General features: G+C 38.5%; 25 protein-coding genes. 10 read left to right on the top strand and 15 right to left on the bottom strand.

All coding sequences use genetic code 11. From position 1 onward, the window contains the following. Positions 1–64: 64 nt before the first annotated feature. Positions 65–2,707 carry a phosphoenolpyruvate carboxylase gene (ppc, locus tag ACUXZ4_RS07720; RefSeq protein WP_464972630.1) on the top strand — a complete coding sequence of 881 codons (2,643 nt, stop codon included), beginning with the start codon at positions 65–67 and terminating at the stop codon, positions 2,705–2,707. A gap of 121 nt (positions 2,708–2,828) precedes the next feature. Here ppc and glmM read toward each other — a convergent pair whose 3' ends face one another. The 5 genes from glmM to rlmE form a co-directional block, all read right to left on the bottom strand. Continuing rightward, positions 2,829–4,163 carry a phosphoglucosamine mutase gene (glmM, locus tag ACUXZ4_RS07725; protein ID WP_464972631.1) on the bottom strand — a complete coding sequence of 445 codons (1,335 nt, stop codon included), beginning with the start codon at positions 4,161–4,163 and terminating at the stop codon, positions 2,829–2,831. 17 nt (positions 4,164–4,180) lie between these two features. Beyond that, positions 4,181–5,014 carry a dihydropteroate synthase gene (folP, locus tag ACUXZ4_RS07730; protein WP_464972632.1) on the bottom strand — a complete coding sequence of 278 codons (834 nt, stop codon included), beginning with the start codon at positions 5,012–5,014 and terminating at the stop codon, positions 4,181–4,183. Positions 5,015–5,070: 56 nt separating this feature from the next. Then, positions 5,071–6,255 carry a glycosyltransferase family 9 protein gene (locus ACUXZ4_RS07735; RefSeq protein ID WP_464972633.1) on the bottom strand — a complete coding sequence of 395 codons (1,185 nt, stop codon included), beginning with the start codon at positions 6,253–6,255 and terminating at the stop codon, positions 5,071–5,073. Between the two features lie 137 nt (positions 6,256–6,392). Further along, on the bottom strand, positions 6,393–8,294 hold the full coding sequence (gene ftsH / locus ACUXZ4_RS07740) for an ATP-dependent zinc metalloprotease FtsH (protein WP_464972634.1): 1,902 nt from the start codon (positions 8,292–8,294) through the stop codon (positions 6,393–6,395). A 90-nt stretch (positions 8,295–8,384) separates the two neighbouring features. Next, positions 8,385–9,011, bottom strand: a complete 627-nt coding sequence (gene rlmE, locus ACUXZ4_RS07745) for a 23S rRNA (uridine(2552)-2'-O)-methyltransferase RlmE (protein WP_464972635.1) — start codon at positions 9,009–9,011, stop codon at positions 8,385–8,387. 105 nt (positions 9,012–9,116) lie between these two features. Here rlmE and yhbY point away from each other — a divergent pair, with 105 nt between their 5' ends. After that, on the top strand, positions 9,117–9,419 hold the full coding sequence (gene yhbY, locus ACUXZ4_RS07750) for a ribosome assembly RNA-binding protein YhbY (RefSeq protein WP_464972636.1): 303 nt from the start codon (positions 9,117–9,119) through the stop codon (positions 9,417–9,419). A 50-nt stretch (positions 9,420–9,469) separates the two neighbouring features. On the opposite strand, the gene greA is transcribed toward yhbY, so the two are convergent. Continuing rightward, positions 9,470–9,946: a transcription elongation factor GreA gene (greA, locus tag ACUXZ4_RS07755; protein ID WP_464972637.1), complete on the bottom strand. Its 477-nt coding sequence runs from the start codon at positions 9,944–9,946 to the stop codon at positions 9,470–9,472. Positions 9,947–10,106: 160 nt separating this feature from the next. Between greA and dacB the strand changes: the two genes are divergently transcribed. Then, a complete protein-coding gene (gene dacB / locus ACUXZ4_RS07760) occupies positions 10,107–11,534 on the top strand; it encodes a serine-type D-Ala-D-Ala carboxypeptidase (RefSeq protein ID WP_464972638.1) in 1,428 nt (475 codons plus the stop codon). A gap of 5 nt (positions 11,535–11,539) precedes the next feature. Here the strand turns inward: dacB and gloB are convergent, their stop codons facing one another. Further along, on the bottom strand, positions 11,540–12,241 hold the full coding sequence (gene gloB, locus ACUXZ4_RS07765; RefSeq protein WP_464972639.1) for a hydroxyacylglutathione hydrolase: 702 nt from the start codon (positions 12,239–12,241) through the stop codon (positions 11,540–11,542). Positions 12,242–12,266: 25 nt separating this feature from the next. Between gloB and ACUXZ4_RS07770 the strand changes: the two genes are divergently transcribed. From ACUXZ4_RS07770 to ykgO, 3 genes are all read left to right on the top strand, one after another. Further along, positions 12,267–12,968, top strand: a complete 702-nt coding sequence (locus tag ACUXZ4_RS07770) for a class I SAM-dependent methyltransferase (RefSeq protein WP_464972640.1) — start codon at positions 12,267–12,269, stop codon at positions 12,966–12,968. A 102-nt stretch (positions 12,969–13,070) separates the two neighbouring features. Next, complete coding sequence (locus tag ACUXZ4_RS07775; RefSeq protein ID WP_464972641.1) at positions 13,071–13,337, top strand: type B 50S ribosomal protein L31; 267 nt, start codon at positions 13,071–13,073, stop codon at positions 13,335–13,337. A gap of 14 nt (positions 13,338–13,351) precedes the next feature. Continuing rightward, the gene (gene ykgO, locus ACUXZ4_RS07780; protein WP_464972642.1) at positions 13,352–13,492 is read left to right on the top strand and encodes a type B 50S ribosomal protein L36; all 141 of its coding nucleotides are present in this window, start codon (positions 13,352–13,354) and stop codon (positions 13,490–13,492) included. 61 nt (positions 13,493–13,553) lie between these two features. Here the strand turns inward: ykgO and thiI are convergent, their stop codons facing one another. Further along, positions 13,554–15,008, bottom strand: a complete 1,455-nt coding sequence (gene thiI / locus ACUXZ4_RS07785; RefSeq protein WP_464972643.1) for a tRNA uracil 4-sulfurtransferase ThiI — start codon at positions 15,006–15,008, stop codon at positions 13,554–13,556. A 184-nt stretch (positions 15,009–15,192) separates the two neighbouring features. Between thiI and ACUXZ4_RS07790 the strand changes: the two genes are divergently transcribed. The 4 genes from ACUXZ4_RS07790 to dxs all read left to right on the top strand — a co-directional run bounded on the left by ACUXZ4_RS07790 (position 15,193) and on the right by dxs (position 19,601). Next, entirely contained in the window at positions 15,193–16,407 is a 1,215-nt protein-coding gene (locus ACUXZ4_RS07790; protein ID WP_464972644.1) for an aromatic amino acid transport family protein, read from the top strand. A 54-nt stretch (positions 16,408–16,461) separates the two neighbouring features. Next, complete coding sequence (gene xseB / locus ACUXZ4_RS07795) at positions 16,462–16,698, top strand: exodeoxyribonuclease VII small subunit (protein ID WP_464972645.1); 237 nt, start codon at positions 16,462–16,464, stop codon at positions 16,696–16,698. Positions 16,699–16,712: 14 nt separating this feature from the next. Beyond that, complete coding sequence (gene ispA / locus ACUXZ4_RS07800) at positions 16,713–17,603, top strand: (2E,6E)-farnesyl diphosphate synthase (RefSeq protein ID WP_464972646.1); 891 nt, start codon at positions 16,713–16,715, stop codon at positions 17,601–17,603. 132 nt (positions 17,604–17,735) lie between these two features. After that, complete coding sequence (gene dxs / locus ACUXZ4_RS07805) at positions 17,736–19,601, top strand: 1-deoxy-D-xylulose-5-phosphate synthase (RefSeq protein ID WP_464972647.1); 1,866 nt, start codon at positions 17,736–17,738, stop codon at positions 19,599–19,601. 138 nt (positions 19,602–19,739) lie between these two features. On the opposite strand, the gene selD is transcribed toward dxs, so the two are convergent. The 7 genes from selD to lpxK form a co-directional block, all read right to left on the bottom strand. Then, positions 19,740–20,828, bottom strand: coding sequence for a selenide, water dikinase SelD (gene selD, locus ACUXZ4_RS07810; protein WP_464972648.1), 1,089 nt, complete (start codon positions 20,826–20,828; stop codon positions 19,740–19,742). Between the two features lie 75 nt (positions 20,829–20,903). Then, the gene (locus ACUXZ4_RS07815; RefSeq protein WP_464972649.1) at positions 20,904–21,056 is read right to left on the bottom strand and encodes a YoaH family protein; all 153 of its coding nucleotides are present in this window, start codon (positions 21,054–21,056) and stop codon (positions 20,904–20,906) included. Between the two features lie 10 nt (positions 21,057–21,066). Further along, positions 21,067–21,654, bottom strand: coding sequence for a DNA glycosylase (locus ACUXZ4_RS07820; RefSeq protein WP_464972650.1), 588 nt, complete (start codon positions 21,652–21,654; stop codon positions 21,067–21,069). A gap of 9 nt (positions 21,655–21,663) precedes the next feature. Then, positions 21,664–23,490 (bottom strand): excinuclease ABC subunit UvrC, encoded by a 1,827-nt coding sequence (gene uvrC / locus ACUXZ4_RS07825; protein WP_464972651.1) that lies wholly within the window; start codon positions 23,488–23,490, stop codon positions 21,664–21,666. Between the two features lie 104 nt (positions 23,491–23,594). Beyond that, positions 23,595–24,398 carry a DUF4198 domain-containing protein gene (locus ACUXZ4_RS07830; RefSeq protein WP_464972652.1) on the bottom strand — a complete coding sequence of 268 codons (804 nt, stop codon included), beginning with the start codon at positions 24,396–24,398 and terminating at the stop codon, positions 23,595–23,597. 161 nt (positions 24,399–24,559) lie between these two features. Next, positions 24,560–25,327: a 3-deoxy-manno-octulosonate cytidylyltransferase gene (gene kdsB, locus ACUXZ4_RS07835; RefSeq protein ID WP_464972653.1), complete on the bottom strand. Its 768-nt coding sequence runs from the start codon at positions 25,325–25,327 to the stop codon at positions 24,560–24,562. A 4-nt stretch (positions 25,328–25,331) separates the two neighbouring features. Then, positions 25,332–26,303 carry a tetraacyldisaccharide 4'-kinase gene (gene lpxK, locus ACUXZ4_RS07840; RefSeq protein WP_464972654.1) on the bottom strand — a complete coding sequence of 324 codons (972 nt, stop codon included), beginning with the start codon at positions 26,301–26,303 and terminating at the stop codon, positions 25,332–25,334. Between the last annotated feature and the right edge of the window lie 9 nt (positions 26,304–26,312).

A 26,312-nucleotide genomic window follows, 5' to 3' on the forward strand; every position in this document is an offset into this window, starting at 1 on the left:
TGATTTCACTTATTTTTTTCGTTATATCTATATCATTATTTTTAATTTTTAAGAGAGTATTTTTATGACTGAAGAGTATTCAATAATGCGTAATAACATCAATATGTTAGGGCATTTTTTAGGCGAAACAATTAATGAAGCACAAGGAAGTGATATTCTCGAGTTAATCGAGAAAATTCGTGTATTATCTCGTGACTCTCGTTCAGGCGATGATAAAGCGAGACAAGAATTATTAGATCTTCTTTCGACAATTACGACAGAAAATATCATTCCTGTTGCTCGTGCTTTTAGCCAATTTTTAAACCTCACCAATGTTGCGGAACAATATCAAACTATTTCGCGCCATCATCATGATGAAGTGTCTTCTTCTCGTTCAATTGAGTCATTATTTAAACGCCTCAAAGAACAAGATGTACCAAAAGAGAAAGTAATTAAAACAATTGAGAAGTTACTAATTGAATTAGTGCTCACTGCTCATCCAACAGAGGTTACTCGTCGTTCTTTAGTGCATAAACAGGTGGAAATCAACAAATGTTTAAGCAAATTAGAACATGATGATTTAACTGATGCAGAACGTAAAAGTATTGAACGTCGTTTATTACAACTTATCGCGCAAGCGTGGCACACCAATGAAATTCGTACTCAACGTCCAACACCATTTGAAGAAGCCAAATGGGGATTTGCTGTTATTGAAAATAGTTTATGGCAAGCAGTACCCGCGTTTCTCCGTCAATTAAATGATAATGCCAAAACCTATTTAGGCTATGAATTGCCAGTCGATTTAATCCCACTTCGTTTTTCCTCATGGATGGGAGGCGATCGCGACGGAAACCCATTTGTTACTGCCAAAATCACGCAAGAAGTGCTCTACTTAGCTCGTTGGAAAGCGGCGGACTTATTTTTAGCGGATATTCAAGAACTCGTCAGTGAATTATCTATTGCACAATGTACGGAAGAATATCGTGCGAAATATGGCGATCACCTTGAGCCATATCGTATGGTAATGAAGGAATTACGTACAAAATTAACCAATACCCTTGCCTACCACAATGATTTATTAGCGGGTCGTAAACCTATTTACAATGAACAAGACATTATTACTTGTAATGAGCAATTGTGGGAACCGTTAAATGATAGTTATCAATCTTTGACAACTTGTGGCATGCGCATTATTGCCAATGGTTTATTGTTGGATTGTTTGCGTCGTGTTACTTGCTTTGGCGTGACCTTATTACATTTAGATATTCGTCAAGAAAGCACGCGCCATACCGATGCAATTGCAGAAATCACACGCTACATTGGTTTAGGCGATTATTCACATTGGACGGAAGATGATAAACAGGCATTTTTAATTCGTGAATTAAGCTCTCGCCGCCCATTATTACCTCGTGATTGGACACCTTCTGATACAACCAAAGAAATATTAGACACTTGTCGCGTGATTGCTGAACAACCAGAAGGTGTTATCTCTTGCTATATTATTTCAATGGCGCGTACCGCATCTGATGTATTAGGTGTTCATTTATTATTAAAAGAAGCTGGAGTCCCTTATCACTTACCTGTTGTTCCTCTGTTTGAAACCTTGGATGACTTAAACGCTTCAGAAGAAGTAATGAGACAACTATTTAATATCGGTTGGTATCGCGGCGTCATCAATAATAAACAAATGGTTATGATCGGCTATTCTGACAGTGCGAAAGATGCCGGCATGATCGCTGCTTCTTGGGCACAATATCGTGCACAAGAAAGCCTGGTTAATCTCTGTGAACAATTAGGTGTTGAATTGACCTTATTCCATGGTCGCGGTGGCACAATTGGTCGTGGCGGTGCACCAGCACATGCGGCTTTATTATCCCAACCACCTCGTTCATTGAAAAATGGTTTACGTGTAACTGAACAAGGCGAAATGATCCGCTTCAAATTAGGTTTACCTGCAGTGGCGATTGAAACGCTCGATCTCTACGCAAGTGCTATTTTAGAAGCGAATTTATTACCACCACCTGAACCAAAAGCAAAATGGCGAGATATTATGGACAAACTCTCCGCCTCATCTTGTGAAATCTACCGTTCAGTTGTACGTGGCAACCCTGATTTCGTACCTTACTTCCGCAGCGCAACGCCTGAGCAAGAATTAGGTAAATTACCTTTAGGATCTCGTCCCGCAAAACGTAATCCAAACGGTGGCGTTGAAAGTTTACGCGCAATCCCTTGGATCTTTGCTTGGATGCAAAACCGTCTTATGTTACCTGCATGGCTAGGTGCTGGGGCTGCTTTACAACAGGTGATTGAACAAAATGAACGAGCAACCTTAGAAGAAATGTGTCAACATTGGCCATTCTTTAATACAAGAATTGGTATGTTGGAAATGGTATTCAGTAAAACAGACGCTTGGTTATCTGAACATTATGATCAATTCTTAGTGAAAAAAGAGCTTTGGCATTTAGGTCAATCCTTACGTGAACAATTAAGTGCAGATATCAAAACTGTACTGGAGCTTTCAGGCAAAGGGCATCAATTAATGTCTGATTTACCTTGGATTGCAGAATCCATCGCATTGCGCAATGTTTATACTGACCCGCTCAACTTATTGCAAGTTGAACTATTACGTCGTATTCGTCAGCAACCTGATAATCCAAATCCTGATTTGGAACAAGCATTAATGATTACGATTACAGGGATCGCCGCAGGTATGCGTAACACCGGTTAATTAATATAAAAATCCACCTGCATAGAAGGTGGATTTTAGTTACTAAGAAAAAGTGCGGTGAATTTTCATTGAGTTTTAAAACTTCATAAAAATCCACCGAACTTTATTTATTGCATGCTATTTAATTTGCTTTTACCGCTTCAACGATTTCTTCCGCACATTTCTGAGCTAAATCACCATCTTCACATTCCACCATGACGCGAATTAATGGTTCTGTTCCCGATTTACGTAACAAAATGCGCCCTTTGCCAATTAAGCGTTTTTCTACCTCTGCAGCAACAGCTTTCACTGCTTCACTCTCTAATGGATTTGCACCACCAGCAAAACGAACATTCAATAGCACTTGAGGGAATAATTTCACTGCACCAGCCAGTTCATTTAAGCTCAATTTATGTTGAACCATCGCAGTTAATACAGCTAATGAAGCAATAATACCGTCCCCTGTGGTGTTTTTATCCGCAATAATAATATGCCCTGAATTCTCACCACCGAATTTCCAATTATTCTCTTGCATTTTTTCTAGTACATAGCGGTCGCCCACATTTGCACGCAAGAATGGAATACCCAACTGTTTTAGTGCAATTTCAAGGCTCATATTACTCATTAAAGTACCGACAACACCGCCCTCTAAATTACCAGAACGCAATGCTTCACGTGCAATAATAAATAGAATTTGGTCACCATCGACTTTATTACCTAAATGATCCACCATCATAATGCGGTCACCATCGCCATCATAAGCAAGTCCAATATCCGCACCAGTTTCTAGTACTTTAGCTTGTAAGGCTTTTACATCTGTTGCGCCACATTGCTCATTAATATTAAGACCATTCGGTTCGGTACCGATTTCAATCACTTCAGCACCGAGCTCACGCATAACACTCGGCGCAATATGATAAGTCGCACCATGAGCGCAATCGACCACAATTTTATAACCTTCTAAGCTCAAATGGGTTGGGAATGTTCCCTTACAAAATTCAATATAACGCCCTGCTGCATCATTAATACGACTCGCCTTACCTAGCTCAGCAGATTCCACACAATCAATTGGCTGATCTAACATAGCTTCAATGGCTTCTTCTACATCATCGGGTAATTTGGTGCCTTGTGAAGAGAAAAATTTAATACCATTATCATCATAAGGATTATGGGAAGCAGAAATCACCACTCCTGCTTCAGCGCGGAAAGTACGGGTTAAATAAGCTACTGCTGGCGTAGGCATGGGACCAACGAAAACTGCTGATAAGCCTGCTGCTGTTAAGCCAGCTTCTAACGCTGACTCTAACATATAGCCTGAAATACGCGTATCTTTACCAATTAATACTTTTTTAGAGCCTTGAGTTGCTAATACTTTACCCGCAGCCCAGCCTAATTTAAGCGCGAAATCAGGTGTAATTGGGAAAGTCCCCACTTTGCCACGCACACCATCGGTGCCAAAATATTTACGATTTGCCATAAAGAATCCTTTTGTTGTTATCTATAATAGGTTGCATTGAGTATTTTAAACGCATCTGCCGTTTCTTCAACATCATGCACACGAATAATTTTTGCGCCATTCATTGCTGCAATTAATGCGCCAGCTACGCTGCCAATTATACGTTGTCCGACAGGTTTATCCAAGACAGCGCCTAACATCGATTTACGAGAAAGCCCAGCTAACACTGGATATTGCTCACAAAATTTGGATAGTTGCTGCAATAGCTGATAATTATGTTCAACACTTTTACCAAAACCAAAACCCACATCCCAAATAATATTTTCTTTTTTCATCCCAGCTTGCAGACAAAGTGCGGTGCGTTTTTGCAGAAATTCCATCACATCTTGCACCACATCTTGATAATGTGGATTGGTTTGCATAGTACGCGGCTGCCCTTGCATATGCATAATGCAAGTTGGTAAATCCAATTTCGCCGCAGTTTGCAAAGCATCAGGTTCTTGTAATGCGCGGATATCATTAATCATATCCATCCCTGCTTTCGCGGCTTCTTTCATTACCAATGCTTTTGAACTATCTACAGAAATCCAGCAATCAAAACGTTGATGAACAGCCTCAACCACAGGAACAACGCGATTTAGCTCTTCATCAAGACTTACTTCCTCCGCATTTGGACGGGTCGACTCTCCACCAATATCAATAATGGCCGCGCCTGCTGCTAACATTTTTTCTACTTGAAATAAGGCTTTATCTAATTGAAAAAATTGCCCACTATCAGAAAAGGAATCAGGGGTAAAATTAAGAATCCCCATTATTTGAGGGATGGTTATATCAAGTTTTTTGCCATTTGCATAAAGCATTTGAGCTGTCATATTAGGCTCCAAAGATAAAAAGTGCGGTCAATTATAACGAAATTTTGCAGTACTTATCAGCTACTTTGTATTAATCCAATTTCTTTCTCAAGCTGTTTATAGATATTTTGCACAACCTTCAACCAATTTTGATCGTTATCTTGGCGAAAAAGCTGCACACTACGATACCATGGACTATCATTTCGATTTAATAACCAACGAAAATCTGGATGATAACTAATCATAATCCAAGTTGGTTTACCCATTGCTGCAGCTAAATGTGCTACAGATGTATCAACACTAATCACAAGATCCATCTGTGCTACTAAACCCGCCGTATCAGAAAAATCATTGATTTCATTATGCCAAAAATGAAGATTGTCAATTCCTTGTGAACAAGCTAAATCCACCTCACTCACTTCTTTTTGTAGGCAATGAAAATCGGCGTCCAAACCAAATAATTGACTAAACTGTGCAAACTGTAAACTACGAGTTTTATTACGATTATGCTTTGCAGATCCAGACCAAACTACACCGATTTTAAGGCGTGTTCGCTTGCTACCACTTCTCAATTTTTCTTGCCATTTAGCAAAGAACAGGGGTTCTGCTTGTAGATAACCGTCAGAAAAAGGAATATTATCGAGTCGTAAATCAAGGTAATGTGGCAAGCTCATCATTGAACAATAACAAGCAAGATCGGCAATAGCACTTCCATTGGAAGCATAATCTACATCATGTAACGCCAAATTGTGATTGAGCAAATTTTCTACAGGAGAATGATTAACCACAACAACAGGCAGGCCACGTTGCTTTGCTAAAATAGCCAAACGGACAAACTGAATATTATCCCCTAGTCCCTGTTCAGCATGAATCAACAATAATTTCCCCTGTTCTATTGTTTCACCTTGCCAACGAGAAATTGGCCAACCCGGATCCTTAAAAGTGGGAATATCTGTTTTAAATCGCCATTCATACTCAGCCCATCCCTGCTCATAATGACCAAATAAATTAAGTAAAAAGGCTTTGTTGCAATGTCCAAGAGCAAAATCGGGAGCAAGTTCTGTCACTTTTTCTGCGTCTTGCCATGCAAGCTGATATAAACCGAGTTTTTGCAATAAATCGGAGCGATTTTGGTAAGCAGCAGCACTGTCTGGATAATTTTGAATAAAGCGATCATAAGCTTGTAACACCGTAAGTTGCTCAGTCAGGCTTTCAGCCTTAGCGGATAATGCTAAGATATTTTGAAATTGTTCGCTCTGCATATCAATATGGATAAAAATGACTATGTCTGAAAAGAATAAACCTATTATACATATTTTATGTTTAAGCAATATATTTCATATGGCATAGCTAAAAAATAAGGACGCCAATGGCGTCCTAAAATAGTATTGAATAATAGTTATTCTTTATCTTCATCTAAAAATGCTGGTTTTTCCACCGCACTTTTTGTTGGTGGTACTTCAGGGGTAGCAATTTCTTGCTCTTGCCAACCAGCAGGTGCAGTGACTGTTTCTCTATTCATCAACTGCTTAATTTGCTCTTCTTCTATGGTTTCATATTTCATTAATGCATCTTTCATTGCATGTAAAATATCCATATTATCAAGCAAAATTTGTCTTGCTCGTTCGTAGTTACGCGCCACTATTGCACGCACTTCTTCATCAATCGTATGAGCCGTTTCATCAGACATATGTTTAGCTTTTGCCATTGAACGACCTAAGAAGACTTCGCCTTCATCTTCTGTATAAAGAATTGGCCCTAGATTTTCAGAGAATCCCCATTGGGTAACCATATTACGCGCAATATTTGTTGCCACTTTAATATCATTGGAAGCACCAGTAGAAATGTTTTCTTCACCATAAATCAGTTCTTCTGCTAAACGACCAGCATAAAGACTAGAAAGTCTACTTTCCAATTGTTTTTGGCTGAAACTCACTTGATCACCTTTTGGTAAATAGAAGGTCACACCTAATGCCCGACCACGTGGAATGATAGTGACTTTATGCACAGGATCATGTTCTGGTACTAAATAAGCCACAATAGCATGTCCTGCCTCATGATAGGCAGTGGCTTCTTTTTCTTTTTCTGTCATGATCATAGTACGACGCTCAGGTCCCATATTGATCTTATCTTTCGCTTTTTCAAACTCAAGCATACTCACAACACGTTTATTAGTACGCGCAGCAAATAATGCCGCTTCATTGACTAAATTCGCTAAGTCTGCACCAGAATAACCAGGAGTTCCACGAGCTAGAGTCATGGCATCCACATCCTCTGCTAAAGGAACTTTACGCATATGCACTTTTAAGATTTGTTCACGACCACGAACATCAGGTAAACCAACAGTAACTTGACGGTCAAAACGTCCTGGACGCACAAGTGCAGGGTCTAATACATCTGGTCGGTTTGTAGCGGCAATAACGATAATGCCTTCTTTGCCTTCAAAACCATCCATTTCAACGAGCATTTGGTTGAGGGTTTGTTCACGTTCATCATGACCACCACCTAAACCCGCGCCACGTTGGCGACCAACAGCATCAATTTCATCAATAAAAATTAAGCAAGGTGCATTTTTCTTCGCTTGTTCAAACATATCACGTACACGAGAAGCACCAACCCCCACAAACATTTCTACGAAATCAGATCCTGAAATAGTAAAAAATGGTACTTTTGCTTCACCAGCAATTGCCTTAGCAATCAAGGTTTTACCCGTACCTGGAGGCCCAACCATTAATACGCCTTTAGGAATTTTCCCACCTAGTTTTTGGAATTTGCTAGGGTCACGTAAGAAATCAACAATTTCCGCGACTTCTTCTTTTGCTTCATCGCAGCCTGCAACATCGGCAAATGTGGTATTGATTTGCTCTTTGGTCAACATTTTAGCGCGGCTTTTACCAAAGCTCATCGCTTTACCGCCACCACCTTGCATTTGACGCATAAAGAAAATCCAAACACCCACTAAAAATAGCATTGGGAACCAAGAAATTAAAATCTGTGATAAAAGACCACGTTGTTCTGGTAATGCCCCTTCCACTTTGACTTTTTGTTTCAATAAGTCATTTAAAATCTGACGATCTTCTAATGGTGTTGGTAGAACGGTTGTATAACGTGTTCCATCTTTCTTCGTCACAAAAATCTCACCAATTTCATTAAATTTGGTTTGAGAAATTTGTTGGTTTTCAACATCTGTCATAAATGTCGTATAGTCAATACGATTGCCTGAATCAGAAGAATTGAAACCTTGATAGGCTGTTATCATTACAACCGCAACAACTACCCATAGGGCAATATTTTTCACCATATCTTTCAAGGGTTGACCTCGTTATTTAAAAAGTTAATAAATTGTTACTAGCTTACTATAAACTCATCGTTTATAAAAACAATAATTCATTTAATGCTTATAACCAGTAGCGACAATATAAACCTCTCGTGAACGATCACGAGATGCTTCGGGTTTACGCACTTTCACTACGCTAAACAGAGAACGAATTTCACGCAAATATTCATCAAATCCTTCTCCCTGGAATACTTTGACCACAAAACTGCCTTTTGGTGCAAGTACTTGTTTACACATATCTAACGCAAGTTCAACAAGATACATCGCTCGTGGAATATCAACAGATGGCATACCACTAAAATTTGGTGCCATATCCGACATCACCACATCCACTTTCTCTTCACCAACACGTTCTAATAATGCAGCCAACACATTTTCATCACGAAAATCGCCTTGCAAGAAATCAACCCCAACAATAGGGTCCATTTCTAAAATATCACAAGCAATCACTCGTCCTTTACCACCAATTTGCGTAACCACATATTGTGACCAACCGCCTGGCGCAGCGCCTAAATCGACCACAGTCATTCCATGCTTAAACAACTTATCTGTTTGTTGAATTTCATCTAATTTGAAATAAGCACGAGAACGCAGCTTTTGTTTATGTGCTTTTTGCACAAATTGATCTTTAAAATGTTCATTTAACCAACGGCTTGAACTTGCCGATCTTTTTCTTCCCATTGTTATAAACTTTTGGCATTTTTCTTAATATGAGGTTAGAATTATGCAATTCAACCATTTGTCAGCAATTTCATGACAAATTACATGACTTTTTTAGGATTATTTATGTCAATTACATTATCAACTAAACAAAAACAATTTTTAAAGGGATTAGCACATCATTTAAATCCCGTTGTTATGCTCGGCGGAAACGGCTTAACTGAAGGTGTGTTAGCTGAAATTGATAACGCACTCAACCACCACGAATTAATTAAAGTAAAAATTGCAGGTTCAGATCGTGAAACTAAACAATTAATCATCGATGCAATTTGCAGAGAAACGGGTGCTGCGTCAGTGCAAGCCATTGGACATATTTTAGTGCTTTATCGTCCAAGTGAAGAAACTAAAATTTCACTCCCTAAAAAATAATGAATTTTTAACCGCACTTTTTATTATCCCCTGCTTGCAGGGGATAATTGTTATACATAATCCACTTCAATAATTTCAAATTCAACGACGCCACCTGGAGTTGTGATACTCACTGCATCGTCAATTTCTTTACCAACTAAACCGCGCGCAATCGGTGAATTTACTGAAATTAATCCCGATTTAATATCCGCTTCATCATCACCCACAATACGATAAGTTACCTCTTCTTCCGTTGCCACATTTACTAACACAACGGTAGCACCGAAAATAACTTTGCCATTATTTGGAATTTTGGTGACATCAATTACTTGGCTATTGGCTAATTTACCTTCGATTTCCTGAATACGCCCTTCACAAAAACCTTGCTGCTCACGAGCTGCATGATATTCTGCATTTTCTTTTAAATCACCATGTTCGCGTGCTTCAGCAATTGCTTTAATAATCTCTGGTCTGCGGGTATTTTTTAAGAAATCCAATTCTTCTCTTAGTAGCTCAGCGCCACGAACTGTCATTGGAATTTGTTTCATAATCATCCTTTTTAGATAAAAACAAAACTACGGCATTGCAAAACAATGTCGTAGTTAGCAAAATAAATCGTAAATATAAAGAAATTGATTTACTCAATTTCATTCGGGATCTATTATTGTTCGTCTAAAAAAAAATAGCAACTATTAAGCACAATTTACTATGTTAAATCTTACTAAAAAATGGCTTTTTTCCAGTCTTTTATTTTCGGCTAATGTTATTGCTCAAGTGGATGTTGCTCAAATTGCTCAACATTTACCACAGGGCGCGAGTTTAGGTGTTGTGGCAAAAAATCTTAATCAAAATAACATTATTGCAAGCTATAATGCCGATACCTTTATGTTGCCAGCCAGCACGCAGAAAGTATTTACCGCACTTGCTGCTAAACTCAGTCTTAGCGATCAATTCCAATTTCGCACCAGTTTACTGACCAACGGAAAAATTCAAAATGCCACATTAAATGGTGACTTAATAGTTAAATTTACTGGCGATCCTGATTTATCTAGTGGAGAGCTCTACAACTTATTAGCTCAATTAAAAAAACAAAATATTCAAAAAATTAACGGCAATCTCATCTTAGACACCTCTATTTTTGCCAGTCATGATCGCGGCTTAGGGTGGATTTGGAATGATTTAACCATGTGCTTTAATTCGCCACCAGCCGCTGCAAATATCGATAATAACTGCTTTTATGTGGATTTAGATGCCAATTTATCCATTGGTGAAAATGTGAAATTTAATGTGCCATCCCAATTCCCTATTCAAGTGTTTGGGCAAGTAAAAGTGGTGGATGCAAAAGAGGCGGCATATTGTCAGCTTGATGCAGTTGTGCATGATAATAATCGCTATCAAATCAAAGGTTGTATGGCTCGCCAAAATAAACCTTTTGGCTTAAGTTTCGCGGTGCAAGATCCTGATGCTTATGCGGCAGCCATTATTCAACGCCAATTAAAACGTTTAGGCATTCAATTTAGTGGTCAGGTTCAAATTCCACATAGACCGCAACAAACAGGTACTTTATTAGCTCAGCATTTATCCAAACCCTTACCACAATTATTAAAAAAAATGATGAAAAAATCGGATAACCAAATTGCCGATGCTTTATTCCGCACCATTGCTTACGAAACCTACAAACGCCCGGCTAGTTTCCAATTGGGCACTATGGCAATGAAACAAGTGCTTAGCAAAGCTGGCATTAAATTTAATAATGCGATTGTGGCTGACGGCTCAGGTTTATCCCGCCATAATTTAGTGGATCCGAACATTTTGTTGCAAACTTTAGAATATATTGCGAAAAATGAAGATAAACTCAATTTATTAGAAACCTTCCCTATTGCAGGTGTTGATGGCACCATTAGTGGACGCGGCGGTTTAATTCAACCGCCATTAGTAAAAAATGTGATTGCCAAAACAGGATCGTTAAAAGGCGTTTATAATTTAGCGGGCTTTATGACCAATGCTCGAGGCGAGAAAATCGCTTTCGTCCAATTTATTAATGGTTACTCAACTGGAGAGCTGGAAAGCAAAACCAAACGTGCGCCCCTTGTGCAATTTGAAAATCAATTTTACAACGCACTTTATGCGGAATAATAGCGTTAAAAATGGTCCTTAGCCTGACGAAGTGCGGTGAATTCTTGCAAAGTTTTTACTTGTAAAAACGGATTGATTTGCCGCTCTAAACCCAATGTTGTGGGCAAACTGGCTTGCTGGTTTGCCCTTAATTTTTCCACTAAAACTCGTTGTTTTTGTACCGCACTTTTATCTTTTATCACTGTTTCAGCAAAAGCAAGGTTAGATAAAGTATATTCATGTCCCGGGCATATAATAACCTCATCGGGCAATTGATTTAAACGTTGAATAGAATCAAACATTTGTGCGTAATCGCCCGTAAAAACACGTCCACAGCCTGCTGAAAATAACGTATCGCCGCAAAATAAGTGCTGATCTACAAGATAACTCACATGATTCGTAGTATGTCCACCCGTAGGAATAACCTGAATGTGATAATTTGCTAACTGGATCTGTCCTTCATTAACAATATGATGAACACCCACATCCGCACATTCTGAAGGGCCATAAATCGCCACATCAGGAAAAGCTAGCTTAAAATCTGCCACGCCACCCACATGATCACGGTGGTTGTGAGTCAATAATAATGCCTCAATGGTATAGCCATTTTGTTTAATAAAAGGCAATAAATGGTTTATTTCTGGTACATCGATCACAATTACGGATAAATTTTCTCGTCCGTAAACCCAAATATAGTTATCATTAAGTGCAGCAATAGGTACTAACATGATTTTTTCTCTTTAGGTAAATAAAATGAACTGGCAAGCAAAGTCTGAGCAAGCACTTAAATTGCCAACAAGTTGGCAACAATTACAGCATGGTCAACAATATTGTGCAATACTGAGTGCGTATTTTTCCCGTTGGGCACACAAGATTGTAGGACAACAATTGCTTCGCATTGGCGGATTAAGCGCAGAATTAGATTGCCAGATGACTGCACCTTATCATACCGTTATTAGCCCAGAAATTACGTCAAAACTCACCGCACTTTCTCAACAAAATCAAGGCTATTTATTACAAAATACACTAGATGAAATCCCTTTTGAATCACAATCTATTGATGCTTGCCTTCTCGCAAATACCTTAAATTTTGTTCAAGATCCTCATCAACTTTTACGGGAAATCCAACGTATTCTCACCGATGATGGTTATCTTTTTTTATCTGTATTTAATCCTTGCAGTCCATTGTTGTTTAAACAGAACCTCGCCAAAGATAAGACTGATTCTTTTATGTTCCGTAAATTTTTTCTTTTTCGAATTATCGATTGGTTAGAATTACTGAATTTTGACATCTTACAAAAACAGCATATTGGCAATTGTTGTACTGCACCATTAACCGTTGTTGTTGCACGAAAACGCACTTATCCTCTCACATTACAACCACAAAAAATGCCATTCAAACCTATTCCTTTATTTGAAGATCAGCCTATTGAGGCCTTTTTTTCAAGCAAATAAATCCCAATCTTATTTTTTATTGAAAAATAACACTTGCCAAATCGCTTTCTTTTTGTATAATTCACCCACTTATTTATCATTAAAAAATAACAAGAGGATTTTATGAAAAAAGGGATTCATCCAGAAAATTATCGTACCGTACTATTTTATGATAGCAATGCAAAGCAAGGCTTTTTAATCCGTTCTTGCGCAAGAACAACTTCAACAATGAAATGGGAAGATGGTAACGAATACCCAGTGTTTATGTGTGATACTTCCTCAGCTTCACACCCATTCTACACAGGTAAAACACGTCAAATTAATAATGAAGGCAAAGCAAGCGACTTCGCACAACGCTATTCATCATTTGGTTCATTAAAAACAAAATAAAAGGATAACAAACCATGCAAGTTCTTGCTTCATTAAAAAGTGCTAAAACACGTCATCCTGGCTGTAAAGTGGTACGCCGTCATGGTGTAATTTATGTGATCAATAAAGAAAACCCACGTTTTAAAGCACGCCAAGCGGGTAAAAAACGTAAATAATTTTCTTCATAAAAAAAGTGCGGTATTTTCTACCGCACTTTTTATTTCCTCTGAATATTAACTAGGCTTTCATTTTAAATACAGTGACATTATTAAAGCCATTTTCTTTTAAATATAGCGCCTGTAATTTACTCATCACACCACGTTCGCAGTACAACACATAATTTTTGCTTTGATCTAGACTCGCAAATTGTGAAGCTAATTTATAAAACGGCATTAATTGAATTTCTCGGTCCGCTAATAACAAAGGATTTTCTTCCGTTTCTTCTGGACTGCGAATATCCAAAATCACATCGTTTTCAGCTAATACAGAAACAGTATCTACTGTTACCACTTCTTTTTCTGTTTGCTCTGCAATTTGACGAATATCCAAAATTTGTGCATTTTGCACCGCACTTTCTAAAATTGAAAAATCAAAATGGCCTTCTTCTGTTTCAATTTTTTCTCTGATCGCTTTCACCGTTGGATTTTTAGAAATCACGCCACAAAATTCTGGCATAGATTTAGCAATATCATCAGTGCCAATTTCTTTTGCCATCGCAATAATTTGCTCTTTATCATGAGTAATTAACGGACGCAAAACTAAAGCACTTGCCGCCTCATCAATTAAGCGTAAGTTGGTGAGTGTTTGACTAGATACTTGTCCTAACGCTTCGCCAGTCACAATAGCTTCAATAGCAAAACGTTGTGCAATAAGACTCGCCGCTCGCACCATCATGCGTTTGAGCACCACGCCCATTTGCCCGTTATCTACTTTTTCAAGAATTTCGCCCACTACCTGTTCAAAATTAATGGCGATAAAACGCACTTTATGAGAAGGGCTATAACGTTGCCAAATATGATACGCCATTTGCTTCACACCAATTTCATGGGTTGCCCCCCCTAAATTAAAGAAGCAATAATGCACGCGAGAACCACGACGGATGAGCATATAGCTTGATACACCAGAGTCAAAGCCACCAGAAATTAAGGACAACACATCTTCTTGTGTGCCAATTGGATAACCGCCCAAGCCTTCATAACGTTGTTTAATAAAAAGCAACTTATCGTGATCGATATCAATACGCACCGTTACATCAGGATTTTTTAATTTCACTTTTGCGCTGTCAATATGTTGGTTTAAGCCACCGCCCACATAGCGTTCCACTTCTAATGAACTAAAACTATGATGCCCTTTACGCTTTGCTCTCACGCAGAAGGTTTTTCCTTCTAAACTGTCTTTTACTCGTTCTAAGGTTTGCTCAAAAATATGATGTAGATCGGTAAATTCGGTTTCTTCCACTTCTAAAAAATGGTGAATACCCGGAATACGCTGTAATAATTCAATTAAGTGCGGTCGATTTTCTTCATTTTTTGACCGCACTTCAATGTAGTCCCAATGGCGCACCACTGCCACCGTATCATCATGTTTATCCAACACATTACGAATATTACTCGTTAAGATCTTAATAAAGCGCTTACGAACCGTATCGCTTTTAATCATAATTTCAGGGAAAAGTTTAATAATAAATTTCATATTTATCTCAATTAGAAAAAAATTTTGCGCATTATACCGCAATTTTGCGCATTAAGCGGAAAAAATCCCAGTTTCTCTCCCTATAGAACTTAATGTAAAATATAATTTACACAGGAAATAATACGTTACATTTTATTTTTATTTATGATAAAGTACGCACATTATTGTTATAAACGGAGTTTTTATGAAAAATAAAACATTAGGTAGTACATTAATTGTTGCGGGAACAACTATTGGTGGTGGAATGTTAGCCATGCCATTAACTTCCGCTGGTATTGGTTTCGGCTTTACTGTCGTTCTTTTAATTGCATTATGGGCATTATTGGCGTTCAGTGCATTATTATTTGTCGAGGTGTATCAAACAGTTGACAGCGATGCTGGACTTGGCACCCTTGCAGAAAAATATTACGGCACCTTTGGGCGCGTGCTTTCAACCACAGTACTAATGGTATTCTTATATGCGATTTTGTCCGCTTATGTTTCTGGCGGTAGTGCAATCCTTGCAGGCGTGATGCCAACAATTGGTGATGCCGAAACTACTTCTCGTATCGCAGGTGTGATTTTTACTGTTGTTTTCGGGACTTTCGTCGTGATTGGTACAGGTAGTGTCGATATCGCTAATCGCATTTTATTTATGAGTAAAATCGCAGCCTTTATTTTGGTATTGTTTTTACTCTTACCTAACATTCGTTTAGAAAATCTGACCGAAATGCCGATTGATAATGCGCTATTAATCTCCGCTAGCCCAATCTTCTTTACCGCATTCGGTTTTCATGGTTCCATCCCAAGCCTGAATAAATACTTAGAAGGTAATGTCAAAGCACTTCGTATTTCCATCTTAATTGGTACAGCTATTCCATTAGTGGCTTACATTTTATGGCAACTAGCAACCCATGGTGTGCTTAGCCAAACAGAATTCCTACAAATTTTAGCCAAAGATCCTACACTTAATGGTTTAGCCGAAGCTGTTCGCCAAATGACAGGCAGCAATATGATCAGTGGTATGGTACGTTTATTCTCGGCATTGGCATTGATTACTTCGTTCCTTGGTGTTGCCCTTGGTTTATTAGAAAGTATCGAAGATTTATTTAAACGCATACATCTTCCAACTAACCGTATTTCTTTAGGCTTATTAACCTTTATTCCTCCTATGTTATTCGCCTTTTTCTATCCAAAAGGCTTCGTTACTGCACTAGGTTATGCAGGACAAATGTTTGCGTTCTACGCTATCGTATTACCTATCGCAATGGTATGGAAATTGCGTGCAACTATGCCTAGACTGCCTTATCGCGTAAAAGGTGGCTATACTGCATTAATTCTTGCTTTAGTGATTGGTGTCTTTATTGTTATCGTTCCTTTCTTAATTCAACAAGGATGGTTGCCTGAAGTGATTGGCTAAGGCAAGACATTATTGTAAAATACGCAAACCTATTGAATAGCAAAGGATAACAGCATGGCTCGTAAAGCAGAAAATCTTGATTTTGAAACGACAGTTGCCAAATTAGAAACCGTCGTGACGCAATTAGAAAGTGGCGATTTGCCCCTTGAAGATGCGTTAAAAGCCTTTGAAGAAGGGATTCAGTTAGCAAAATTAGGACAACAACGTTTGCAACAAGCAGAGCAACGAATTCAAATTTTGTTACAGAAGAATGATCAAGCTGAGCTTGCAGATTACGAGCCTGAACAATAAAAGTGCGGTGAAATATGTATCAATTTCAACAAGATTTACAACAAATTCAACAGCGTATTAACGACTTTATGCTGACGCAATTTGCTGATATTGATAGCCATTCATCGCCTTTGGCAGATGCTATGAAATATGGTTTATTATTGGGTGGAAAGCGAATCCGCCCATTTTTAGTTTATGCTACAGGACGTATGCTAGGGGCAGAAATGTCACAGCTTGATTATGCAGCAGCGGCAATTGAATGTATCCATGCCTATTCGTTAATTCATGACGATTTACCTGCCATGGACAATGACGAACTCCGTCGTGGTCAACCTACTTGCCACATTGCCTTTGATCATGCTACTGCAATTTTAGCTGGCGATGCCTTACAAGCTTTTGCGTTTGAAATTATCACAAAATCCACCGCACTTTCCGCACAACAAAAGTTGCGTTTAGTGCAAGTATTAAGCCAAGCCTCGGGTGTAAAAGGCATGTGTTTAGGGCAAAGTTTAGACTTACTTGCCGAACACAAACAGGTTTCCTTACCTGAATTAGAAACCATCCACCGCAACAAAACAGGGGCATTATTATCGGCAGCAATGACCATGGGCTTTATTTGCTCCCCTCATTTTGAGGATGATCAATTAGCGGAAAAACTCAATCGCTACTCTGCTGCAATTGGATTGGCGTTTCAGGTGCAAGATGACATTTTAGATATTGAAGGTAACCAAGCAGAAATTGGTAAACCGGTGGGTTCTGATTTGGATTTAGACAAAAGCACCTATCCTAAACTGCTCGGACTTGATGGCGCAAAACAAAAAACGCTAGAACTCTATCAAACTGCGGTGCAAAATTTAGATGAAATTCCCTTTGATACCAGTGCATTAAGAGCATTGGCGGAATTTATCATTCATCGTCGAAATTAACCGCACTTTTCAAATCAAACAATCATTAATGGGGGACACTCCCCCTTCATTTTTGGGAAAAATTTTTAACATTCCTTGAAAAATAAAGTAGAATGGCTCCTAGCTAAAAAATCATTTTATTATTCGTAACTTATGACAAATTACAGCCTACTTTCAAAAATTGACTCTCCAGATGATTTACGCACATTAACTAAAGATGAACTTCCTCAAGTTTGCGATGAATTAAGACAATATTTACTCGAAAGCGTTAGCCAAAGCAGCGGACATCTCGCATCTGGCTTAGGCTGTGTTGAACTCACCGTTGCACTGCACTATGTTTATAAAACGCCTTTTGATCAATTAATTTGGGATGTGGGTCATCAAGCCTATCCACATAAAATTCTCACCGGTCGTCGTGAACAAATGCCTTCTATTCGTCAGAAAGGAGGAATTCATCCTTTTCCATGGCGTGAAGAAAGTGAATTTGATGTATTAAGCGTAGGTCATTCATCCACCTCAATTAGTGCAGGTTTAGGTGTTGCTATTGCAGCAGAAAAAGAAAATGCGGGGCGTAAAACCGTTTGTGTGATTGGCGATGGCGCGATTACAGCCGGCATGGCATTTGAAGCTTTAAACCATGCAGGCGCACTACATACAGACATGCTGGTTATCTTAAATGATAACGAAATGTCTATTTCTAAAAATGTCGGCGCCTTAAACAACCACCTAGCTCGTATTTTCTCTGGTTCACTTTATTCCACTGTAAGAGATGGCAGTAAAAAAATTCTGGATAAAGTGCCGACCATTAAGAATTTCATGAAAAAAACCGAAGAACACATGAAAGGTGTGGTGTTCTCGCCTGAAAGTACCTTATTTGAAGCCTTAGGTTTTAACTATATTGGCCCTATTGATGGACATAATATTGAAGAATTAGTGGCAACACTCACTAATATGCGTGAACTGAAAGGACCGCAGTTTTTACATATTAGAACTAAAAAAGGAAAAGGCTATGCACCAGCGGAAGAAGATCCTGTTGGTTATCATGGCGTACCGAAATTCGATCCAACTTGTAATCAATTGCCTAAATCCAATAGTAAACCAACTTATTCCAAAATTTTTGGCGATTGGTTATGCGAAATGGCTGAACAGGATCCCAAACTCATTGGTATCACCCCTGCAATGCGAGAAGGTTCTGGCATGGTAGAGTTTTCGGAGCGTTTTCCTGAGCAATATTTCGATGTTGCGATTGCTGAACAACATTCTGTTACCTTAGCAGCTGGCTTAGCTATTGGCGGTTATAAACCAGTGGTCGCTATTTACTCAACCTTTTTGCAACGCGCTTACGATCAGCTTATTCATGATGTTGCCATTCAAAACCTACCAGTGTTGTTTGCCATTGATCGAGCAGGCATTGTAGGGGCTGATGGACAAACTCACCAAGGTGCTTTTGATCTCAGTTTTATGCGTTGTATTCCAAACATGATCATTATGACGCCAAGTGATGAAAATGAATGCCGCCAAATGCTCTATACGGGTTATCGTTGTGGAAAACCAGCTGCGGTTCGTTATCCGAGAGGTAATGCCATTGGCGTAGAACTTGAGCCATTACAACGGCTCAAGATTGGTCAATCCAAATTAATTCGTCAAGGCGAAAATATCGCCATCCTGAATTTTGGTACTCTATTGCCTTACGCCAAAGAAGTGGCAGATAAATTAAATGCAACCGTCATTGATATGCGTTTTGTGAAACCATTGGATATCGCGCGCATTGAGGAAATAGCTCAATCACACAATCTCATTGTTACCTTAGAAGAAAATGCAATTCAAGGTGGTGCAGGTAGTGCTGTTGCAGAAACCTTAAATAGTTTGCAAAAATCCACCGCACTTTTACAGCTTGGTTTGCCTGATTTCTTCATTCCGCAAGGTACACAACAAGAAATGCTAGCTGAATTACAGCTTGATTCTGAAGGGATTGAACAACAAATTGAAAATTTTTTACAAAATATGAAAAAAATCTGAACTATTTGAAAAATTGTGAGTCTGAGTAATTGCTAGTGCACTGCATATCTTGATTCTCTATATGTCAGTCGTCTTTTTCAGAATTTTTTATAAAGTTCGCCGCTATCTGATTTAGATAGCGGTTTTTTTATGCTTAAATTAAGAAACAACAGAAATTTGCACCGCGCTTTTTGGATCCTTAAATAAATGTCCGATTTTTGTTAATTCAATACCGAGTTGTTGTGCAGCTTGTAAAGCTTGCGCTTCTCCTTCTGGTTGAATCGCAACAAGTAAACCTCCTGAGGTTTGAGGATCACATAAAATCGCTTTTTGCACGTCAGTTAAAGCAGATACCTTTGTTCCATAGCTGTCAAAATTACGACTTGTTCCTCCTGGAATACAACCTTGTTCAATATAATCCAATGTGCCTTCAAGGGTTTTAATTTGGCTAAATTGAATTTCCGCGTTTAAATCAGCTCCCTCGCACATTTCGATCAAATGCCCCAACAAACCAAAACCTGTTACATCGGTCATGGCTTCAACACCCGGAATATCAGCTAATAATGAGCCGATTTTATTGAGTTGGCACATGGCTTCAGTGGCGACATTTTTGTGTTCAGCCAATAATTTCCCTTTCTTTTCTGCCGTCGTTAAAATACCAATACCCAAGGGTTTACTTAAATAAAGAGAACAACCGGCTTGCGCAGAAGCATTTTTCTTCACTTTTTCGGTGGCAATTGTGCCCGTTACAGCCAAACCGAAAATAGGCTCTGGTGCATCGATAGAATGTCCACCTGCTAAAGCGATACCCGCTTCTCTGCAAGCAAAACGACCACCTTCAATAATTTGTTGCGCCACTTCAGCAGGCAATGATTTTATTGGAAATCCTAAAATCGCAATTGCCATAATGGGTTTCCCGCCCATCGCATAAATATCGCTAATAGAATTAGTTGCTGCAATGCGGCCAAAATCAAAAGGGTCATCAACTATTGGCATAAAAAAATCTGTGGTACTAATAATGCCAACCCCGTTGCCAATATCATATACAGCCGCGTCATCTGCAGTATCATGTCCCACTAATAAATTCGGATCGATAAAAGGCTCTAATTGCGTTTGTAAAATTGTCCCTAACACCTTAGGAGAAATTTTACAGCCTCAACCAGCCCCATGACTATATTGTGTCAATCGCACATCATCAATCTGGCAACTAATGCTCTCTGTTTGAAGTGCGGTTAATTTTTTATCCATTTTTCCCTCTAAAAATTCATTCATCTTTGCAAGATGGGATTATTGTAATCTGCTCAAATCAATTAAGCAAAATGCTTATTTTTGTTGCTGATATTGTTGGCGTAATTCATCTGCCACCATTTTAATCGCTTGCCCAATGGGAACACCTTGTTCACTAAGCTGCTGGATTTTCTCCACAGCAGCCTGTTGTTGCTCATGAGTTAAGCCTAATAATTCTTGATCTAACATAGTTTATTCCTTATAACACGCCTGCCAATTGAAAAAATTGACGATAAGCTGCCGCTTTTTTCTCTAAACTTAAAGGATAAGCCCTTGAACTAGAGGGGACTCGATATAATTTTAACGTTCGATCCGCAAAAGGAAAATCAATAAATTCATTCGTTTTAGGTTCTTTTAATTTCTCTGGTGTTAAATGAAACAAAGCTTCCGTTGCTTTACCACCTGTTGTAAAAATCCATTCACATTCAGGAACCTGTTCTAATACCCAAGCTAAATCGATTGGCTCAACAATTTTCAAAAATTTATCCGAAGCATTGCCTTGCTCTCGAATAGCTTTCCATACTGCTGGGCAAGAAGCTATCGCTTTATCATATAAAAAAGCCCTTATCCTTTCCGCATCAAAACGCTTTTCACCTTCAACTTGAAAATATTGCTTGTCATTAAAAAACACCAAACCATAAATACGCCACATATCATTTTGGAAATTAGGATAATAAAAATTCATACTCCATTTATCTGGCGGTGGCGGAAAAGTCCCCATCATCATGACTTTCGCTTTTCGAGGCAAAATCGGCTCAAAAGGATGAATTTCAATGTCTGTCATCATTACCTCATATCAATTTTGCAAGGTTTCAAAAATGGTTTCCGCCAGCGTTTTAGAAATCCCTGGCACAGACTCGATTTCATCAAGGCTCGCATTTTTCACCCCTTGCATACCACCTAAATATTTCAATAATGCTTGGCGGCGTTTTGCTCCTACGCCTGCTATAGTTTCTAACCCACTTTGCGTGAAGGCTTTTTGGCGTTTCTTGCGATGTCCTGTAATGGCATGGTTATGGCTTTCATCACGAATATATTGAATTAAATGCAATGCTAAATCATCAGGATCCAAATGAATTTCTTTGCCTTGTTTGCTCAAAATTAAGGTTTCCTGCCCCGCTCGTCGATCCACACCTTTTGCTACACCAATTAAGTGCGGTCTATTTTTATCCCATTTTACTTGAAGCTGTTCAAAAACCTGTAATGCTCGATTAAGTTGCCCTTTACCACCATCAATAAAAATAACATCAGGCACTTTATCTTCTTCTAAATCTCGGTCATAGCGTTTCTTCAATGCCATTTCCATTGCAGCATAATCATCCCCACCAGTAATCCCCTCAATATTAAAGCGACGATAATCCGATTTCATTGCCCCATCTTGATTAAAAACAACGCAAGAAGCAATGGTTTGTTCTCCCATGGTATGACTAATATCAAAACATTCCATCCGTCGAATTTCGTCAATCTGTAATAAATTCTGCAAGGCTTGATAACGTTCGCTGATTAAACTACTTTCTTTGAGTTTTAGATTTAATGCTGCTTTGGCATTCATTTGCGCCAACTGCACATATTTGCTTTTCTGCCCTTTTACGTTATCTTGGATAGCCACTTTTCGCCCTGCTTGTTCAGATAACAAAGTAGCTAACTCATGTTTTTCTTCAATTTTATTGTCTATCACAATACTATTCGGAACAGTTCTTCCTTGATGAGCTTGTAAATAGAACTGACCGACAAAAGTAGTGATCAATTCTGTCAAATCCGTATTTGCTGGCACCTTAGGGAAATAGCTACGATTACCTAAAATCTTGCCTTGTCGAATAAATAACACTTGAACACAAGCTATGCCCGATTGATAAGCGATCGCGATAATATCCATATCATCCAATCCTTCATTGCTCACAAATTGCTTTTCAATAACGGAACGCACAGATTGGATTTGATCTCGAAAGCGAGCGGCATTTTCAAAATCAAGCTCTACGCTCGCCTGCTCCATTTTTTTGATTAAATGATCCAAAACTTGCTGATCTTTGCCCTGTAGAAATAAACGCGCATATTCCACTTGCTGCTCATAATCCTCATCACTCACAATGCCAGAGACACAAGGAGCCAAGCAACGTCCAATTTGATATTGTAAACAAGGGCGAGAACGATTTTTATACACTGAATTTTCACATTGACGAATGGGAAACAGTTTTTGTAACAAAGAAAGAGTTTCTCGCACCGCACTTGCATGGGGATAAGGCCCAAAATATTCGCCTTTAATTTTTTTGGCACCACGATAAGCAGTGATACGAGGATGTCGTTCTTGAGTTAATAGAATATAAGGATAGGATTTATCATCTCGTAATAAGACGTTATAACGAGGTTGATAGGTTTTAATGTAATTATGTTCTAATAATAAGGCTTCTGTTTCTGAACTGGTTATCGTGGTTTCAATTCGTTCAATTGCTGCCACTAAGGCTTCTGTTTTTTTACTACTTAATGTTGTACGAAAATAGCTCGATAAACGTTTTTTCAGATCTTTTGCTTTGCCAACATAAATCACTGTATCGCTTTTATCGAACATTCGATAAACACCAGGGTGATGAGGCACATTTTTTAAGAAGGGTTTATAATCGAACATAGTATTCACTAAATAAAGAAAACCCTTGTCTATTCACAAGGGTTTATCAGGCTTGCTCTCCGAGTAATTATGCCAAATTGATGAATTGATTTCAACTTAGGCAATTAGTGATATGTTCTACCAATATCAAAAGTTAATGTCGCGTAATGTTTCTCTACTTGGCATTGTGCAGGATCTTTAAACGGCACTTCATAAGTCACTTGTGCTTTCCAAAAACCTTGACGTAATGGAATAATATTTACTGTGCCATCGTCTGCAGTCACATCTGAGAATGCTTGTGCTTCAACTTTATGAGTTTTACTGTGATCTGCTGTATCAAAGCCATCAAAGGTTGCAGTTAAAGTCACATTTGGTAATGGCTCACCACGATAAAGTACTTTTACTTTAAATAAATCACTAACATTAATATTGGCTGGATTATCTAATGGTACGATTTCTAATTGGTGACCAATTGGCTTACTAATGACATCTTTACCCGCACTTTCATGGCCTACATTCACAATATTTTTGCCATACATTGAGGTCAATTCACAGTAAGTTGGTTTATCCATATTTTTCATATCAGCCTGTTTCCAACCCTCTGCATTTTTAGACCAAAATGTTGGTTTATATTCACCGGCTAAAATATAGCTTCCTTCTTTTACTGGCTGTGCAGTTTCAAAATGATAGTTTTTATCGCTTTTTTGCACCAATTTTTGTTTGCCATCAGCACCAAATAAAGTCACACCACGCTCAAAAAAATGTAAGCGTTTTTCTGGAATTTGCTCTAAATGAGGAAATTCTCCATAGCCTAAATCTGCTTTTAAAATCTCATTTTCATGAGTATGATCAGCTTGCATCCACACACGATGTGCTTGCACCGAAGCTGCTACAGAACATAATAATGTTGCTAAAAAAGCCTTTTTCATAAAATCTCCACTTATTTTTTAATATAAAACAAGATAAATATTAAAAGATAATTTATAACTTGTAAAGGGAAATATAATCATTGATTTTACTCAATAAAGCGCGGTTAATTTTTCACAAATAAAAAAGAAGCTATTGCTCCTTTTTTATTCATTACGAAAAACTAAGCCAAAATAGACCGCACTTTTTCCAAATCTTCTGGTGTATCAACGCCTACAGCTGGTACTTCTTTTGCGAGTTCCACATGGATTTTTTCACCATTCCACAGCACACGCAATTGTTCGAGGCTTTCTATTTGTTCTAACGCTGTTGGTTGCCATTGCACATATTGTCGAATAAAGCCTGCGCGATAAGCATAAATGCCAATATGGCGGAAATAATTATCTTCTAATGGAAGTTCATTCAAATTCAGTTGATTTAAATTGGCGAATTTATCGCGATTCCAAGGAATAACCGCTCTGGAGAAATACAACACATAGCCTGATTTATCAGTAATCACTTTCACCGCATTAGGGTTAAATAATTCTTCTGCACTCTCAAATTTCACTGATAAGCTTGCCATATTGACTTGATATTTAGCTAAATTTTCTGCCACTTGGCTGACGATTACTGGCGGAATTAATGGCTCATCACCTTGAATATTTACAATGATTTCATCCGATGGAATCGCCAGCTTTTCGACCACTTCAGCTAAACGTTCCGTTCCTGAATTATGCGTTGGAGAAGTCATACAAACTTCGCCACCAAAAGCCACTACTGTATCACGTACCTTTTCATTATCCGTCGCTACAATCACACGATTAGCCCCTGATAACTTGGCCTTTTCCCATACATGTTGAATCATAGGTTTGCCTGCGATATCTGCCAAGGGTTTGCCTGGTAAACGAGTGGAAGAAAAACGAGCGGGAATAATTACAGTAAACTGAGTCATATTGTTATCCTTGAGTTTTTTCAACTATTTTATCTAAAAGCGCGGTCAATTTCTGCCCAGAAATTTTTGCTTCTACTGGAACAAACCACCAATTATCTTGCGCAAATTTAGCACATTTTACCGCATCTTTTTCTGTCATTAATAATGGCTTGCTGCCTTCAAATTCTTGGAATAAATCCATACTGAATTTTTGATGATCTTGAAAAGCTTTTGCTTGAATAATATGGATGTTTAAGGCTTGTAACATATCAAAGAAACGCTGCGGATGACCGATTCCTGCGATAGCTGCAACTTGATTAAATTCTGACAACAATCGTTTTTCTTGCGTCACTAAGTTAACCGCATATTCTGGCACAAGCTGCATAACCGCGTGGGTATATTGGTTCTCACCACCATTGCCAATAACGAAATCCACTTCATCTAATCGGCTTGCTAATTCCCGTAACGGACCCGCTGGTAACATAAATCCATTGCCTAAACCGCGTTTGGCGTCCATCACCACAATTTCCATATCTCGTTGTAATTTATAATGTTGCAAGCCATCATCACTAATAATCAGATCACAATCAAAATGCTGTAACAGTAATTCAATTGCCTGTTGGCGATTCGGCGAAATACAAACAGGAACACCCGTCCGTTTGGCTATTAATACAGGTTCATCGCCCCCCAGAATAGGATCAGTTTTTCCATCGACTAATAATGGATAGGTTGTAGATTGACTACCATAACCTCGTGAAATAACACCGCACTTTATGCCTTTTTGTTGCAATTGCTGCACTAACCAAATGGTGACTGGCGTTTTGCCATTTCCACCCACAGATAAATTGCCTACAACAATAACAGGAACAGGGGCTTTATAGGATTTAAGTATGCCAGATTGAAATAAAAAACGACGTAACTTACTGATAATAAAGAAAATCAGTGAAAAGGGTAAAAGTAAGTAAGAAATGAAGGAGTGAGAATACCAAAATTTCATTATTGCTCC

The sequence above is a fragment of the Reella acinonychis genome (assembly GCF_052828705.1).